Raw genomic sequence first — 17380 nt, forward strand, 5'->3', positions numbered from 1 at the left:
AAATCTAATCCCGACTGGAGTAGAGTTAATTGAACACAAACTGTTTGATATCAATGACAATGACGGTTTCAGCGATTCGCTGTAACACACTCAGAATGTACTGGAAGGGCAGGTTCCTCTTATGTTGAACATCCATATCGATCGGGCAACCCCGGAAGACTGTGACATCATTGCTGATTTTAATATCCAGTTGGCTCTCGAGACGGAGTCAAAACATCTGGACCGGGAACTGGTCAGAACTGGTGTGCTGGAATCTCTGGGAGATGTAAGAGGGTGCCAATACTATGTAGCCCGTTATCAAAATACAGTCGTTGGTCAGATCATGTTCACACGGGAATGGAGTGACTGGCGTAACGGTGAATTCTGGTGGTTTCAGAGCGTCTATGTCTCTCCCGACTATCGACGTCAGGGTGTATTTCAGCAACTGTCGCAACACGTACAGTCGCTGGCGGAATCCAATCCGGATGTCGTGGGTCTCCGACTTTATGTTGAATTAGAAAATGAACGCGCTCAATCCACTTACCGGCAATTGGGCTTTTGTTTCCCCGGTTATCATGTGATGGAAAAAATGCTGGACCGTTGACATCTTCATCCTGTGCACGGCATATTGTCTGTAAAAATAAATCGTATCTCGAACGCCGCTTTCTTTCTCAACTTTATACTCAGGTCGAACCATGTCTGATACTTCTTATACAAGAGAAATACTGCTCCATAAGCATACCCGTCGTGAATTTCGCGAGCGGATGCAAGCCGGTGAATTAAAAGCATGTATCATTCCCGTAGCCGCCACCGAACAACATCTGGAACATCTGGCGATGGAACATGACTGGCGGAGTGTAATGCTCGTAGCGACCGAAGCCGCCCGCCTGCTCTCGCCGGAAGTAATAGTTGCCCCTTCGATGAATATCGGTATCAGCGAGCATCATATGCGGCACCCGGGTACACTGTCTGCCCTCCCGGGCAGCTGGTTGAGCGTCTTATTTGATACAATTCGCAGCATGCATCATGCGGGATTCACGAATATTCTTGTTTTAAACGGGCATGGCGGGAACATTGCCCCCTGCCTGGGAATGTGGGGACAGTACCAGCAACGACTTGAAATCAACCTGCACTTCGAGTCTTACTGGAATCTGCTGCCAGAAGAAGTCGCATTGGCAAACTTAAAAACGAAACGCTGGCCGGGACACGCTCAGGAATTTGAAACAGCGTTCGCGATGGCTGCCTTCCCGGAAAATGTTCGCCAGGATGCCATGCAGGAGCAGGATGATAAAGAACCCCTGGAAGCCACTGCAACAGCGGGCCAAAATATGATTGACGAGATTGTAAAGCAGGTGGCGAAATATGTGGCTGGTATGATCGATGGATCAAATACAGCCGTGATTCCCCCGTTTCATACCTGATGCATGAAACGGGGCAACTCGATTTCCAGTTTTATTTAGCAGGCTGACAGTAGGACAAAGCCAGTAAAGCATAAGCGGTTGCCAGATTCGGATCTGATTCATACCAGCGTTTCTGCTTATTCGACCAGCTGCCATTCTCCTGCTGCAGACTGGCCAGTTGCTCAATCAGTTCAGCCCTCCAGTTGTGTTGCGTGCCCTCAGCATCTTTGAACTGATCCACTTTCATCGTATCCAGGGCTTTGGCAAACGTATGAAAGTAATAGAACAGTCCCATCTGATCCATACCGGGATTTTCTTTCAGTGTGTAATGACGACGAATCCACTCATTGGCTGCTTTGACCCGTTTATCATCTTCATTCACTCCGGCGTAGATCATACTCTTCAAACCGGCATAAGTCATGCTGCCGTACGAACGCAGACCCCCATCGGGTGTTTTTCCAGCCTGCGACGTTCCACCCGCTGCAGGGGTGTAGTAAAAACCGCCGTCATCGATTTTGGACGCGAACGGAGTCGTATTAAATTCTGATTCCAGGTTTTGAGTTCGCGATACGAAAATCAGGGCTTTCTGAATTGCTGGATCATCTGCCTTTGCCCCCGCTTTATTTAAGGCTTCGATCAGGAATTGCGTATTAGATAAATCAGGACGTGAATGCCCGCCGTAACCGGCTCCGCCGTAAGCAGTATCTGAGCTCTCAATCCCTTCGCCTTCATCCCACTGTAAGCCTCTTAAGAATTTCTCGGCGTTCTTAATCGTACTGTCATATCGTCCGTCTTTGTTGGCAGCATGAAAAGCCATGATTGAGATACAGGTTTCATAGTTACGATGATTGCTTTTTTCATAGTATATTCCCCCATCCTTCTGGACATACCCTTCCAGTCGCTTCAGTGCTTTTGCGACCACCGGGTCACTGGCGGGAACACCACTCTCCAGAAGTGCCGTTGTTACCAGCGCACTGATCCCGGGCACAGTCTCAGTGGTCCAGAGCCCATCTTCCAGCTGGCTGTTCTTCAGGAAGTTGACTCCCTGCTTCTGGATTTTTTTCAATTCCTGTTGCCTGGCAGCAGGAAGCAAAGATTCCGCGGCCTGACCGGTGACAACACAAGCCATCAACAAGGGTATCCAGCAACTGATAGCCCTCAGATTTAGATTAAAAGCTGGCATTAACGTTTCCTCTCTCTTTCACAATCGATTTATCAAATTTGAAATGGATACCATCAATCGCGAACTACACCTCGGTAAAAGAGAACAGTTTTCCAGCTTCTCCATAGCATTCGAGATAATTCAAGCGGATGATACTCCACGTGTTTGCCCGTCAAGTACAGCTTAATTATATCCACTGGGAAGACTGCAAGAAAACCGTGAATTCCTGTTTTGATAAAAATTCATCTTTGTGTAGATAACGATACTGCCTATGTCCTATAATCAATGAGCCTTCCCGGGGCATCAAAGCGTTCCTGTTTCTCCATTTCCCAGCAAGATCCAGCAGCAGTCTGATATGGCATCGACGATCACCTTAGAAGAGACCAATCCCGACACAGCCGATTTCCCTGAGACTTTTATTCCCGGTGAAAAAAAGATTCTCGGCTTGGAAATGCAGGTGGAAACCCCGGAAAACGTCTTGTTGTCCTATCAGCTCGCGGGACCTTCGCAACGTTACGTTGCATACCTGATTGATTTCCTGATTCGGACGATCATGTTAATCGCGATTTTCATGTTTTTCATCGCCCCCATGATGGGACTGCTGATGCCCGGCGCGATGCTGGGGCTGTTCTTTGTCATCATGTTTCTTAACACCTGGGGCTATTACACCATCTCGGAAACGTTCTTCAAAGGCAAATCCATAGGTAAACATGTCTGTGGTTTGCGCGTGATTCGCGAAGGGGGATATCCAATTACCTTCTGGCCTTCGCTGTTGAGAAATCTGGCTCGCAGTGCCGATTCTATTATTTTGTACGGAGTTGGCATTACATCCATGTTGATGACGCAGCGTTTCCAGAGACTGGGAGATCTGGTAGCTGGCACGGTTGTGATTCAGGAACGTTCTCTCACCCTGCCGAGAAAACCGATCATATTAAACAAGATTAAACCCCTTGATAAAAATGACATTGGCAGTTTTCTTCCTCGTGATGAAGTTCTATCGCTGATTGATGAGTTTATTGGCCGGAGGCATGTACTGACTTACGAACGGGGGCATGCATTGGCAGCACAGATGGCACAGCGGCTGGCAAAACGGCTGCATTACTCCGGAGATGAGAAAAAAGTATCACAGTACCCAATGGCTTTTCTGGCTTCCGTATATAAGACATTCAGTTTTGGTCAGATCGAGGAAGAGCAGGAACTGCTGGACGAATACAAAAGACGATCTGATTCACAGGGGGATATTTATGAAGAAACATAAATTTATCCACCAACGCCGCCCCCAATGGAAAAAATTTGAACAGTTTCTCAGACAGGTATCCAGCAGATCACTTTCAAAGCTTCCCGCGGATAAGATCTCTACTTTTTCCCAGCTGCTTCGTGAAATTTCACACGATCTGGCTACGATTCGCTCACGTGGCTGGGGTCATGAGTTGACTTCCTATCTGAACGATCTGGTAGCCCGCGGTCATAATCTGTTTTACAGCGCTCCCCCAACAAATTTTGCCCGGTTTTATCGATATCTGGCAGCCGATTTCCCGCGATTATTTCGAGCGAACATCGGATACTTTCTGATTGCCAGCCTGTTGTTTTTCCTGCCGATGGGAGTCAGCTGGTGTGTCGTTCAAAACAAGCCCGAACTGGCATCACGTGTTATTCCAGAAGAATATCTGTCTCAATTCGACAATATGTATGGTGAAGAGGGTGGACTCAATTCTGATACAGAAAACACTACTGAGGGCAATACGGATTCGGAGGAATCAGAAGATTCTGAAACCGATTCTTTTGGCGATCAGCGTGCAACCATGGCTGGTTTTTATATCAATCATAATGTCGGCATTGCGCTCAAATGCTTTGCTTTAGGCGTCCTGCTGGGTCTCGGCACGGTTTACACACTGTTGTTTAACGGAATATTCCTGGGAGCGGTTTCGGGATATATAATCAGCCAGGGCAACGGAGACCGTTTTTTAAGTTTTGTCATTTCTCATGGTTCATTTGAATTAACGGCAATTGCTGTCGCCGGAGGCGCGGGGCTGATGCTGGGAAATGCTATCATCCATCCTGGACAGCGTACCCGTTTCCAGTCGCTTCAGGTGCGAGGCCTGGAGGCAGTTCAAATCGCAGGAGGAGCCGCCGCGATGCTGGTCGTCGCCGCCATGATTGAAGCATTCTGGTCTCCTGCTGATATTCCAAATATCGTGAAATATTCTGTCGGCAGTGGACTCTGGCTGATTGTGTTTCTTTATCTCACTTTCGCCGGACTACAGTCAGACAGACGTCTCCCGTCACAGCACAGTTTAAGTAACTCACCACAGCAAGGAGATCAGCATCGATGAGATTTCATCGAATGAATGTGGCGCTGGTCCCCAGAAATGCGTTTAACTGCCTGGACCTGGCAGTACGTTTTTATGGACGTTTCCTGATTCCCCTGCTCAAGCTGTGGGCAGTGTTTGCCTTACCCGCCTGCCTGCTGGTGTATCTGCTCAGTTATTATTTCCTGATTGAGATGAAAACGGCCATCACTGTTGCTTATTTTTTTTCCAGCCCCCTGGGTGTACTGCTCACATGGAATTCTGCCTTATTCAGTTTTGGTGAAACCCAGGGGTTCGGAAGTTTGAGACGGCAATTTCAGCCCGGAATGATTCCACTTATGCTGCGCTGTCTGTTTGACCGGGCTCTGCTCTTTATCGGTCCGGCGCTCCTGTTCTATACCGATTTCTTTTTGACGATTATGCTGGGAATTTTCTACCTGTTTATTCCAGGCATCTGGCTGGTAATACGTAACGGATTTCGTGTGGAACAGGCTTCACTGAAACAGATCGGAATTGCAGGGCAGCAAGAGAACTCGCATGATCACCGGACCAAAGATCTGATTTCCTCACATTTCAGCACTTTATTCTGGCGCGGCGCCTGGACTTTTTTCTTCTGCTATATCTTAACTTGTGTCCTGTTCATCACATTCGATTACCTCTGTTATACACTGCTGGATTTTAACATTCTGATTGGGCAGATGCCTTACGCGTTTGATCCGGACAATATCGGCGACCCCATCTCAAATGCTCTACTTCTGATTAGTACCGATCCTCGAGTTTTAACGGTCTTTACCGGCTTCATCCTGCTGATATATCCGATTGGGAGACTCGCCTGGTTTTTTACCTATATTGATCTACGGGTTCGCTACGACTGTTGGGATATGGAATTACGAATGGCTGAGGTATCACAGCGACTCACCAGAAAAGAGGCAGCATTATGAACTGTCACTCGATTTCTGTCCCCAGCATCTTTCAGATTCTGGTACTGGTTTCCGTGTGCCTGTCGGGGAACATGGCACCTTTATTTTCTCAGGCTCCTGAAGAAGACTCGATTGATCTTTCCTCACCAGATCAGATCATGCTGAAACAGGATATGAAAGACATCCTAAGCCGGACTGAGTTTCGCCACCTGACGAGGGAACGCGATATCACAAAAGATGCGCCTTTTGAATTTGATGAGTTGTTTAATCAAGAGACTGAAACTGAGCTAAGAGAGCCTTCTAATCCAGCCTTCAGTGCATTGCTGGGAAACGTGATGCAGTTTCTGGCCTACGTCAGTGTCGTTGTCACTTGTGGTCTGATTCTTTACCTGCTGATTCGATCCCTGATGGGACTGGAACGGAAAAAGAAAGCGACCCCCACCGAAGCCAATCCGGATCTGCAAGGCAGTCTCACTCTGGAAGAAATTATCTCGCCTGCAGAACGGGAATCTTCAATCTACCTGCAACGTGCCAAAGTGTTGGCACAGGAGGGTGATTATCATAACGCCATTATCCAACTGCTCTATGGCTCAATGAGCTACATCGAGCGGTCAGGCTGGATCCGTTTTCGAAAGGGTTTAACATACCGAGATTATATCCGGGCGGCCCGGCCACACGGGTTACCCTGCGATTCGTTGCGGCAGATGATCCGTACCTATGAACCCTTGGGATTTGGTCGACGTAAAGCCACCCGCGAACACTTTGAAAGTACCTTGAAACATTATGAATCAGCCTTCCAGAAACAAGCGTGAGCGAAGAAACGCCGGCTGGATCTGGCTGTTCTTCCTGTGTCTGCTCATCCCCCTGCATCTCTGGTTTCCAGAACTGGGGACGGGTGCGCTCGACGATTCGTACAGCGCGTCAGCCAGTGGAAAGAAAGCGTTTTTTCTGTTGCTCGAACAGGAGTCTTACAATACAGAACGAAACCGTGTTCCGATCTCTGTGTTTCTGCAGTCTTTGGATTACGACGAAACTCTCTGCCTGCTGGGCCCTGCTCGCTATCCCAGCCCCCAGGAATGGTCAGCAATCCTGTCATGGGTCGAAGATGGCGGGCACCTGGTAATCACAGCAAATCAGGCGCACCCGGAATTCGAAATCGATGCTCTGAATATCAGTACCAAATACCTGGATGAAACAGAACGGGAAAATCTGCCGGTTGTAGAATCGAAAAAAAAAGGAAAGAAAGAAAAAGACAAGGTCGAAAAAGACGATCTTGATTCTTCTGATCTGCTTGCACTTCTGGAAGACGAACATAGTCTCTTGGATGGACAGGCCACGACTGTATTTCCGGATGCTCCCTCAATCATCTGGCAGACGAACGCCCAGGTAATCTCCGAATCAGATCAGGAACTCATTTCCGTGGGTGAAACACAACAGGCAATCCTACAGAAACATGGTTTGGGTGAGATCGTTGTCGCAGCTTCCTCCAAAATCTTTTCAAACCAGTCAATGATTGATGGCGGCAGTGTTCCCGCATTTCGGCTGCTCGAATCGGCCGGAGCACCAGATTTTTTCGTTGTTGATGAATCCTTAAACGCATCAGGGACCTCAAAAGTGGTTGCCTTACTGATTGACCCCACTTTCCGCCCGTTGACAATTCAACTGCTGATCACGTTACTGATTTTCGGCTGGTGGCATAGCACGCGTTTTGGTCCCATCCTCTCTTCTCATATCCTGCCACGCCATAACATTGTTTCCCACACAGATAACGTCGGGAACTTACATTTCAAAAATGGAAATGGCCGCGCCCTGTTATATTCATACCTGAAACAGTTGTTTACCGAACTCCACCTGAGACGTTTTCGCGGTAAAGAGAATCGCGTGATCGATCCGATTGCGCGGCGGATGAAAACAGATCCGGATGAGATTACTGCCTTCCTGAAGCAGGCATCCGAGCTTGCGAAATCCAAAAAGATTAAACGGCGTCAAATGGGCGACCTGATTCACAGACTGGCGGAAATTCGACAGGCTGCCCGGCATGGGAAACAGCAGGGCTAACCTGAAACGAGTCCGGTTTATCTCGAACGAAAGACAGACTATAATTCTCGCTCTGACCGACCCAGGAAACCTGGTAGTTCACTTCGAATCAGATGTCTCAAGAAAGTAAATACTGTGATCACTTATCATACTATTGCGAAAATCGGTTCGATCCCGGAAGGAGAAGGGCGGGCTTTTCATGTGGAAGGGCTGATGATTGCCGTCTTCCTCAAAGAGGGACAATACACGGCGATCAATGACTTCTGCCCGCATCAGGGTGCGCCCCTCTCAACTGGTTATGTGGATGAACAGGGAGCCGTCACCTGCCCGTGGCATGCCTGGCGATTCTGTATCAAAGAGGGAACCTGGCTGGATAATCCGAAATCCAAACTGCAGGTGCCCGTCTACCCGGTGCGCATTGAAGGCGATGAAATACAGGTCGGCCTGGAATTGGAGAAGCAGGAATAAATCATACTCTTTAGAGCGAGCAGGAACCACCTGGCTCCAGTACCACAGGTTCCGCTGTAGTCTGTTTTCGAATCTGAGCAGCCCAGGCGGAGGCATCCTGTTCTATGAGAGGCCAGGTATTGTAATGCGTAGGCAGTACACGCTTCGGCTGAATCAGTTTTGTTGCCTTCACTGAGTCTGCCGGCCCCATGGTGAAATTATCGCCGATGGGAAGAATCGCTACATCAATGCCTTCTTCACCGATCAGTTTCATGTCATAAAACAAACCGGTATCCGCTGCAAAGTAAATGGTTCCCTCCTCTAATTTCAGCAGGATCCCGCAGGGACTTCCTCCGTTACTTCCGTCGGGGAGCATGGAACCATGATGAGCAATCGTCAGCTTCACTATCCCAAAATCATATTGGTGCGCACCGCCGATGTGCTGCGGATGCGCATTTTCAACCCCCTGTTTGCCCAGCCACTCGATGATCTCGAAATTGGCAATCACCAGCGCTCCGGTACGTTTGGCGATGTCAATGGTATCGCCGACATGGTCACCATGCCCGTGACTGACAATAATCACATCGGCTTCAACGGTTGCGGCCTCCCGCGTACCACTGGGATTTCCGGTAAAAAAGGGATCCAGCAGGATTGTTTTACCGGCGGTTTCAATCTGAAAAGATGAATGCCCCAGCCAGGTGATTTTTGTAGCCATAACTGCCTCTGAGATTGGAATGTTGCTTGTAGTTGGTTTACTTAACAGCAAGATATAACAGATCAACAATCAATTTCAAGCGGTTCGCTTTACATACTGACATGCCAGGCAAACAGCACCAATCAGAAAGCAGGCCATGGCAAAGCCGGCAATGCCACCAGCCAGGAATAACCAGCCGACTAAACCAATCAGAACCAGTGTGATTCCCAGCCGCCTTTGTGCTGCCTCAGACCGAACGATTCGAGGCAATCCCCAGAACAAAGCAACCAAGATAACAATCCAGACGACAGTCCAGATCAGTGCGGAACCAAATTGCAGTGTATTATCGGGCCGCACATCTAAGGCCAGGCGAGGTTGACCACTGATTTTGGTAAACTCCAGTTTGTGACCCTGTAGCGGAATATCAAACTTCAATGAAATCCCCCCTGCCTGGGACCAGCCAGCCAGTTGATTCTGCTGAGGTTCTCTGATTTGATTTTGTTTTTTGCCAGGATATTTGTTACGTCGTATTGTCAAATCTTCCCACTCTTTGGCATCGCTACCAAATTTGATATCGGGTGTATAAGCATCTGCCAACGACTCATCGACATCGTTCAACTGATTCCAGATATTACTTTCTTTCCGATCAGCCATCGCATTGTTGGATGCCTCCCGTCTGAGGAACTTCGATTTCCATTCCATGGTAACAGTCACTGGATTCTGTGGATCGAGAGTCTTGGCCTGTTTCGCGATCACTTCTGCTTCTGTATAGTGACGCTGATCAACCAGTTCATTAAATTTGTCTACCAGTTCTTCCAGTTTCCGCGATTTAACTGCTGGAGCTCGACCTTTCTCTTGTAAACCAGGTAGATCGGTATTCTTTCTATCCAAGGATTGCATCGACGATGATTGCAGTTGATCAGTCGTATTCTGCAGGCTCTGCTGGCGTCGGAGCGCACGGCTATCCAGTTTGTACTCAATCGAGTCAACCGGTTGGGGCAGATTTTTTGAACCGAGGTTTCGAATGGTATGACTCTTTACACTCGCTGGTTCACCCAGCGGAATCGACGGTGGACCGGGTCTTCCAATGGGAGTTCCTGTTTCCGGCATACCCCATTGTGTTGACTGATTCTGAGATCTGTTGGCTTCGAACAGTGCCGTGTTATTTCCGATGACCAGCTGATTAAATGTTTCTTCCGAATCGAAATCAGCCTGACTGTCTGCTCTCCCATCCTTGGATTCTCCCAGAAGTTTTTCTTTCTGGGCCTGTCGCTGCTGTTCCTTTGACTGGATTTCGCTGATCTGCTGCCAGAGCCGCTGTCCCTGCTGTCCCTGTTGCGAACTGGAATCCAGCTTGAGTTCCAGTTGCTTCAGATTGCTGATCGCACGGCTGCGAACGCGATCACTTTTACTGCTGTTGTAGACTGAATACAGGTTCTCCACATCTTTCACCATATTGGTCAACGATGTATCTTCCTGAGCCTGATGAGATTCAACGGGGGTCATATTGGTGCGAGGATCATCCAGCCGAGCGGTAGCAGAATAATCGTCGGGGATATACACATTCCATCTGGTCTGTGCGACGGGAATTCCATATTCCGCATTTTCCGCAGGCACCACGACCTGAGGCGGCTGCAGATCAATCACATCTGCCTGCCAACGGAACGAGTCTCGTGGTAAGGGTTTGGATAACCGCCCTGTGAGAATCAGGTTCACTGAAAACGAAAGATCGGCGGCACTGGTTTTGGGAAGCGCCAGCAGATAAACCTGATGTTCAGAACCCGATTTTTCTTTTTTCTGTTTTAAGAGTACCGGTGCCACGGGCACCTCTTTGACGAATGCACTCAGGATTTGCGATTTCTCCGGGATCCGGATCGCCAGAAACTGACGAGATCGATTCCGAATCCGATATGCGGCGTGCGTTTTCCAGCTGCCATCATGCGCCAGCACGGTTGTCAGTTCCGAGAGGTTCACAGCAGCAGCAGCCCCCTGATCAGATTGAAACTGTTGAATCTGAAACTGAGGAGGTTTGGCAGTCCCGATAATGCGTGCCAGTTCCATTGCCTGGTTAGCGAGGGCATCATTAATCTTTAAAGGCATTTCTTCTCGACTGACTGAAACAATACTCTCCGGGTTCAACAATGAGAGTCGGGCCCAGGAATGATTTACCAGCATCAGATAATGCTGCTGTGTTTCCAGTTCCGTGGTTTGTGGATCCACCAGCCCACTGGCGTCCATCACGCGCACCCGGGGAATTTCGATCTGCTGCGACGCGGGAGGTGACTGTGTGGATTCTGCCGTGATGAAGTAAGAGCCTTCTACTGAGTTCTGTAAATGAATGGTCCATTGAACGACAGCGTCACCAATCACTCGTTTATCAATCTGACGAATGCCATCCCCGCGAAAATCAAGATGCTCACCTAGCCCGAGGGGAGTCGTAAATGACAAGATATCTGTCGCCGCCCCCTGAATCGACCAGCGGATCCCGACAGTATGACTGACCGAGACATTACCGACCGTGGTCATCACCAGAGAATTCGCTGTTATGGAAGGTTGAGCCGGCGAGAGCTCCAGTTTAATCCACTCAGGCAGTTCCGCAGTAGAACGAAACACAAATTGAGGTAAACGAGACTGCTGCATCTTCATCCCTGCTGGCAGATCTTCTGCAGAAATGGCACGCCAGTCCTGAAGTTCAGGCACACGAGCTATCAGCGAATCATCACACCAGATCGCCAGATCGCTGCGCACCGCAGAGACTTCCAACGGCGTCAGAATCATAATCTCCGCTTCACGCTGACTGGCATCCCGGGGAATGACACCTTCGCAGACAATCTCTACCTTGTCTGTTTTGAGCTCTGCAAATTCAACGACCAGTACCCGCATATCATCTGCATTTTGTTCGATCACATACCAGTCATCCATGCCTGGTGCGTTTACATTCAACACCAGATAGGATTCGGGCAATTCCAGAACAAACGTGGATTCCGGAATCCCTTTCAGCTGGTATCGAATTCGACTGGAAAGACTCATTTTGCGAGGAGAGACAAAAACAGCATGTTCTGCAATTGCCTGCTTATCGGATTGACGTCGTGACAGGGAGAACCCCAGCGACAGAGGTCGACGAGAGAAACGATAAGCCCACTGTGGCTTCAATGCCAGCCCATCGACTTTCCAATCCGTAGTTGAGGTCTCTGGATTGACAAACTGTGCAGAATCAATCTGAATCGCGCCGCTGATTTTTTCAGGGCGTATCTGAAACTGGGACTGAGCGTATACGCCAACGGTTCCATTTTCATTCGTCACATTTTCAGGAACAATTTGAGGCAGTTCCAGTGTGCGGGACTGTTTCCCTACTGATAGTGATTGAAACGCAATCAATTTAATGCTGGTCGTCTCTTTGATATCACGTCGCAAAAATACTTTGATCTGACGTGCTTCACCACTGCCCATGATCTCCCAGCCTCCGACATCAGGTCCTGTGATGGATTGAACACGCAGGTCCTCCGAAATCTTCAAAGTCGCCTGATTGATCTGACCCTGTCGAACCCGGTAGTGATGTTTACTCTGCAATTGCACTCCGGCGTCCTGAAGAAGGACAGCCTGTGTTGTCTGGCACTGGACGATCCCCTGAATGGCTCCCCGCTCTTCGGCTGGTCTCCAGGCAATCTGGATGTCGCCGCCCTGATCAATGGGCAGTTCCAGAGTCGCTTTATCTGCTGTTCTCACTTTTCGATACGTTGTACGAATTCCAGTCACGCTGAGCTCTGCATCCGGAGTGGGCAGGTTGACTGTCAATCGACCGCTGGCCACAGGTTGAAGATTCATCTGGAAACTGCCTGCAGATCCGGTCTGTTGTGCGGGGAGATCAAATTCCAGATCCAGTAGATGCAACCCCGGTTTGGCAACCACGATGGAATAAAAATGTTCCGCTACTGATTTCGTGGCACTGAACTGGTTTAACGGATGAGTCAGCAAGGTCGCTGTTTTTCCATCTAAGGTGGCGTTACTGAGAGCCGCTTTTCCCAGTGGTAGTGGAAGCGTGACGGGCTGAACTCCCGTGGTATGAATGACCAGTCTGCCCGTAATATGTACCACTGCCTGCCCTGGTTCTGCACCCGGTTTGATTTCGGCAGCATATAATGCCTGACTGATTGCACCGAGGGAGTCTGCCCCCTGCTGGAGTGGCTGGTCGGGATGGGCAGCATTCCAGAGGCGTTTGAATTCCTCGCGCGGCAAAAAGATCCGTTGCGAATCCAGAGGATCCGTGCCTGCTTCGTAAGGGATGATCAGATTCTGGGGTGGCTTTGGCAGACTGACAATCGGCTTTTGTTGAGCAACAATGCCACTGGGTTTATTCTGCGCATACACGGCTGGGGAATCACAGAAAATAAATCCCATCAAAATAAGAGATGCAACTGTCGCCTGTTTCGTGGAAGGTACTTTAATCGCGCCTTTAAATTCCCGTTTAAGGGTTCGAACCATCCATTCAAAACCCCAGCACAGACCTGCCAGTAAGGTGCCAGAAAACAGCCCATCCAGTACGGGCTGAAAACGGACAGGAAGCAGAGAACTGCAGGCGACAGGCAATAGAATTCCCGCCAACAGAACCAGCAGTCTTTTATAACAGGTTAATTTTCGCAGCAACCAGCCTGCCCAAAACACACCGAACATCACAGCCAGAAAGAGTTTCTGACTCGACCGAGCCTGCTGCAAGGAAACCTGTAGCGACAAGGGCTGCTCCTGAGGTTCACCATAATATTGAAATGCCATCGAACGGAATCCCTCTGGCTGTGGGAGTGAAGCAATCACGGACAGGCGTCCGCCCAATGCCCGCTCGGGATTAGCAATACTCAGCTTACCCAGAGCTTCTTTTTTGGCAGTCTCCCCAGCGGAACGTGTTGGTTGGTCAACCGGTTTGCCCTGCATGGATGAATCTGGTACTGGCGTGACATTGATGCGAGGAGACTGAGAGGATTCAGACCGCTGGAAAACTTTATCCCCTTCAATTCTGCGTTTTGATTTTGCGAGTAACCGCTGGTTGGCCTGCCCCAGCATTTCAGAATCTGCTGGCTCAGCCTCATTATTCAACCTAGCATCGGAACCTGCACGGGATGTGGCTTCATCCTGGACATTAAAATCGAAATCCACGCCAAGCGGCACAGCGTCATTCCGGAATCGGACATTGGTCCCATCTTGCTGTTTCGTCCCCTCAGTTTCTGCTAAATAAAAGTACCCCCTTCCGGATCCAGGTTGATGATAATTGGATATCGCAATACTGGCCTGGTTGAATGCCCCTGGTTTGCTTTCCACACTACTAAGGGGGTGTAATGCAGGTGAGACCAGATCGAAAACCAGCCACAATACACAGAATCCCGCGAGCAGCGTGATGACGGCACTAAATCCACCTTTGCGAAACGCAAAGATACTGACCAGAATTGTGAATACAATGAAAAAGACAATCATTGACCGATTAAAAACACCGCGAGTAGACAAGAGGCTGATATGCTGGCGAAAATTTTCCAGGATGCCCAGGCGAGGTAAAGCATGCTCAGGCACGAAATCGCCTGAACTTTCTGAGACGAAATAATCGTAAGGATAAAGGATCGACCAGGTCTGACTTAAGACTTTGAGAGGCTGAATCGCACCTGTGCCATCGACAACAGCGATCCGCGGTGGAGACTGTGAGAGCTGATTCGCCCCTTGAGATGTCAAACGATTGGCGTCGTACAATAACTGGAGTGTGTGAACGTTATGTTCCTGCACATCCGAAGTGACCGGAATAATAAACGCATTCTCCGTTTTGCGAACTTCGACGGGAGTTCCCTGGACAAGCGCAGAAAGTAATTGCGCCCCTTCTGGCAAGGAAACCTGCAATGCCTGAATTCCGACTGCAGAAAAATTGAGGACCACTTCATTTTGCACTTCACGGTTCGGACCGATCACACTTTTAAGAGACATGAGTTGCGCAATGGCTGTGGGAACAGCAGTCTGATCAAAGCGGGTTTCCAGAACTTCAATCTGATGTCCGATACCGACAAAACGGTAAGCGGCGACGATTCTTTCTCGAGGCTGGTACGCGATGGGAACTGGTAACTCTGCCGCATCAATGGTCGTCAGCGTCTGTCCTCGAATTCCCGTTGCTTTGATTTTGAGCCGCTGATCCCCCTCGGCTTCGAACGCCACTTCGCCGTACTGTCGGTCTGCAGACATGAGCTGCAGTTGGGGAACATTAACCGTTTCCCCTTTGTTGCGAGGCTGTTCCACGGTCACACTTAGAATCTGTTTACCACTCAGGCGACGATCCATTTTCAAATCCCAGACTCGGACACCATTCTGTGGCTCCTGGGCAACCTGCTCTAAGATTTTCCCCGCTGAATTGATTAATCGAAACTGGAGCCGCTGACTTACATTTTCCGGGAGAGCCACCATCAAAGAACGATAACTGCCTCGCTCGACATTCAGTGTCGTTTCGAAATGTGAAAATAAGGTCGTCGGATCCAGCCTGACATATTGCAGATGATGTGCGACAAGCTGTAACGGTTTTCGCGAAATCGTCAGACTGCCAGAATACTGATTGTCCTGGTACTGATAGCCAAATCGCATCTGTGGAATCTGTTCCTGAAGTGGTTCCAGATTCACCAACTCACTGGGAATCAGATCCCAGTCAGAGTCCGCATTGATGATCAGAGAGCCTTCCAGAATCTTTGCCTGTGGCAATTCCACCTGGGGAATACTCAACAGCTGACTTTCAGATTCAGGGGGCCAGTTTTCCAGATCGCGATGTGCTGTCACGATTACTTTGGCTTCCTGATTCGCGGACAGCGGTTGAGGGAAAGAAAGCCTGACCAGTTTGCTTCCGGCTTCTCTGGAAGACTCCTTCCAGTCGATCGTCTGGTCCTGCAGCGAGGCTCCCAGAATGGTCCATTCTGCCGGAATTTTCATTTGAAATTCGAACATCGGAGCAAACAGACTTTCGACGGTTGTCACCAGCCGCAAATCCATACCCTGTTCGTTAAGGTCTACAACAGTGGAAGCTGCCATTTGCACTTCGGACCGTTTTTCCTGTGTTAACAGAGCGATTTCAAATTTCTGCTGCCAGAAGTCGAAATCCAAGCCGGGATCCGTAGCAGAGCGTTTTCCCATCGGAGTGATTTCCATCGCCTTACGACGGACGTTGTTCGTTTTTTCTACCTGTAGGCGTACACCGGGAGGATATCGAATCAAAACTGAACCGACGTGAGAATTGACTTTTTCAATCAACAGATTGGGAACCTGCCACGCTTCTTCTGCTTCCGTTGTCATCACACCACGACAGATGATCTGCCGTTCGCCTTCGACGGGTTGACGATAATTGAGAGTGATCTCAGTACGACGACGATCATTCAGACTGTCATTGAGCACCCAGGACTCCAGACCGGTAGATTCCACACTGGTGATCTCCAGATTCTGAGGCACACTCAATAACAGTTGATCAAGCGACTGGCCAAAGATGCTGAGCGTAGTCTGCGCCTGCCAGGCCACTTTACCGGGACTGACGGAGACCCCAATCCCACTCCGTGCAAAAATCAGTGAATCATTCGATTGTTCGTGGTTTTGCTCTGTTATCTTCAAGACAACCTGCCCTGTACCCCCGATCGGAAATTCATAAGCCACTACTTTTCCTGCGGTGTCCGAGGGTTTGACTTTTAGTTCATTCACGATCAGATGTTGTTTTTCAGGTAGTTCGATTTTAAATTGACTGGCGACCCCCGGCAGGAGCTGGAACTGAGAGACCTGGTCACTACCCACTGTATTTAAAGGTGCCGAAAGTTGAAGTATGAGCTGATGCGCCCCCGATTGTTGACTGAATAACTGCAGCATGTGCGTTTGGGATGCCGAGCGGGCAATCATCGCTGGTTGCTGATTCAGCTGCGCAGACTCGACTGCCAGTCCACTGAAGGGAAGGTTGATCACTGTCAACTGCTGACGAAACTGTCTGATCGAAATCGTGGCTTTGATTAGCAACTGTCGATCCACAATCGTTGTCTGATAGTCGGCGGCATAAATCAAAGCATTGGACGCGGGTAAATCGACAACTCCTGATCCCTGCTTTGCCTGCTTCTTTAAAGAATCATACTCACTCCGCGATAACAATACACCACTCTTATCTCGGGACATAATCGCATCGAGCTGATCTATGGGCAGATAGACGGCCGTATCAGGCCATTTTTTGAAGTTGGACCGAATGGCTTGTTTTTTCGCAGTCGGATTCTCTGCCGCTATCGACTGTTGATTCAGACCGGATCGCATTACAGAAACGGAAACCATCAGCAGGAAAATACCTGTTATGACTCTCTGTAACAGTATTGTTCGCCTGACAGGAATTGTATTGGCAGCAGAACTTGTTTTATTTAATCTCATGGCGAACCTCATGAAGTGAGTCACTCATAGAA

The 17380-nt window shown here is 49.1% G+C and carries 11 protein-coding genes; 8 read left to right on the plus strand and 3 right to left on the minus strand.

The annotated features are described in order from the left end of the window. The first annotated feature begins 121 nt into the window (after window positions 1–121). A complete protein-coding gene (locus tag Pan161_RS26980) occupies window positions 122–583 on the plus strand; it encodes a GNAT family N-acetyltransferase (protein ID WP_145231846.1) in 462 nt (153 codons plus the stop codon). A gap of 91 nt (window positions 584–674) precedes the next feature. After that, window positions 675–1400, plus strand: coding sequence for a creatininase family protein (locus Pan161_RS26985; RefSeq protein ID WP_145231847.1), 726 nt, complete (start codon window positions 675–677; stop codon window positions 1398–1400). A 31-nt stretch (window positions 1401–1431) separates the two neighbouring features. Here the strand turns inward: Pan161_RS26985 and Pan161_RS26990 are convergent, their stop codons facing one another. Next, window positions 1432–2508 (minus strand): prenyltransferase/squalene oxidase repeat-containing protein, encoded by a 1077-nt coding sequence (locus tag Pan161_RS26990; protein WP_232103517.1) that lies wholly within the window; start codon window positions 2506–2508, stop codon window positions 1432–1434. 388 nt (window positions 2509–2896) lie between these two features. On the opposite strand from Pan161_RS26990, the gene Pan161_RS26995 reads away from it, so the two are divergent. From Pan161_RS26995 to Pan161_RS27020, 6 genes are all read left to right on the plus strand, one after another. Continuing rightward, window positions 2897–3799, plus strand: coding sequence for an RDD family protein (locus tag Pan161_RS26995; RefSeq protein WP_145231849.1), 903 nt, complete (start codon window positions 2897–2899; stop codon window positions 3797–3799). Beyond that, window positions 3786–4874 carry a stage II sporulation protein M gene (locus Pan161_RS27000; RefSeq protein WP_145231850.1) on the plus strand — a complete coding sequence of 363 codons (1089 nt, stop codon included), beginning with the start codon at window positions 3786–3788 and terminating at the stop codon, window positions 4872–4874. The genes Pan161_RS26995 and Pan161_RS27000 overlap by 14 nt, the downstream gene beginning before the upstream one ends. Beyond that, window positions 4871–5791: a hypothetical protein gene (locus Pan161_RS27005; RefSeq protein WP_145231851.1), complete on the plus strand. Its 921-nt coding sequence runs from the start codon at window positions 4871–4873 to the stop codon at window positions 5789–5791. Before Pan161_RS27000 ends, Pan161_RS27005 begins: the two co-directional genes overlap by 4 nt. Next, complete coding sequence (locus tag Pan161_RS27010; RefSeq protein WP_145231852.1) at window positions 5788–6582, plus strand: DUF4129 domain-containing protein; 795 nt, start codon at window positions 5788–5790, stop codon at window positions 6580–6582. The genes Pan161_RS27005 and Pan161_RS27010 overlap by 4 nt, the downstream gene beginning before the upstream one ends. Next, entirely contained in the window at window positions 6554–7828 is a 1275-nt protein-coding gene (locus Pan161_RS27015) for a DUF4350 domain-containing protein (RefSeq protein ID WP_145231853.1), read from the plus strand. The genes Pan161_RS27010 and Pan161_RS27015 overlap by 29 nt, the downstream gene beginning before the upstream one ends. Window positions 7829–7942: 114 nt before the next feature. After that, on the plus strand, window positions 7943–8275 hold the full coding sequence (locus Pan161_RS27020; RefSeq protein WP_145231854.1) for a Rieske (2Fe-2S) protein: 333 nt from the start codon (window positions 7943–7945) through the stop codon (window positions 8273–8275). 10 nt (window positions 8276–8285) lie between these two features. Here Pan161_RS27020 and Pan161_RS27025 read toward each other — a convergent pair whose 3' ends face one another. Then, a complete protein-coding gene (locus Pan161_RS27025; protein WP_145231855.1) occupies window positions 8286–8969 on the minus strand; it encodes a metal-dependent hydrolase in 684 nt (227 codons plus the stop codon). Between the two features lie 75 nt (window positions 8970–9044). Beyond that, window positions 9045–17255, minus strand: coding sequence for a hypothetical protein (locus Pan161_RS27030; protein ID WP_145231856.1), 8211 nt, complete (start codon window positions 17253–17255; stop codon window positions 9045–9047). Between the last annotated feature and the right edge of the window lie 125 nt (window positions 17256–17380).

Source organism: Gimesia algae, assembly GCF_007746795.1.
GTDB classification, from domain to species: domain Bacteria; phylum Planctomycetota; class Planctomycetia; order Planctomycetales; family Planctomycetaceae; genus Gimesia; species Gimesia algae.

Bases quoted from the DNA above. Each gene is read 5' to 3' on its own strand.
- Pan161_RS27025 (WP_145231855.1), bottom strand. From the start codon at position 8,969: ATGGCTACAAAAATCACCTGGCTGGGGCATTCATCTTTTCAGATTGAA.
- Pan161_RS26985 (WP_145231847.1), top strand. From the start codon at position 675: ATGTCTGATACTTCTTATACAAGAGAAATACTGCTCCATAAGCATACC.
- Pan161_RS27010 (WP_145231852.1), top strand. From the start codon at position 5,788: ATGAACTGTCACTCGATTTCTGTCCCCAGCATCTTTCAGATTCTGGTA.
- Pan161_RS27000 (WP_145231850.1), top strand. From the start codon at position 3,786: ATGAAGAAACATAAATTTATCCACCAACGCCGCCCCCAATGGAAAAAA.
- Pan161_RS26980 (WP_145231846.1), top strand. From the start codon at position 122: ATGTTGAACATCCATATCGATCGGGCAACCCCGGAAGACTGTGACATC.
- Pan161_RS27005 (WP_145231851.1), top strand. From the start codon at position 4,871: ATGAGATTTCATCGAATGAATGTGGCGCTGGTCCCCAGAAATGCGTTT.
- Pan161_RS26995 (WP_145231849.1), top strand. From the start codon at position 2,897: ATGGCATCGACGATCACCTTAGAAGAGACCAATCCCGACACAGCCGAT.
- Pan161_RS27015 (WP_145231853.1), top strand. From the start codon at position 6,554: ATGAATCAGCCTTCCAGAAACAAGCGTGAGCGAAGAAACGCCGGCTGG.
- Pan161_RS26990 (WP_232103517.1), bottom strand. From the start codon at position 2,508: ATGGCTTGTGTTGTCACCGGTCAGGCCGCGGAATCTTTGCTTCCTGCT.
- Pan161_RS27030 (WP_145231856.1), bottom strand. From the start codon at position 17,255: ATGGTTTCCGTTTCTGTAATGCGATCCGGTCTGAATCAACAGTCGATA.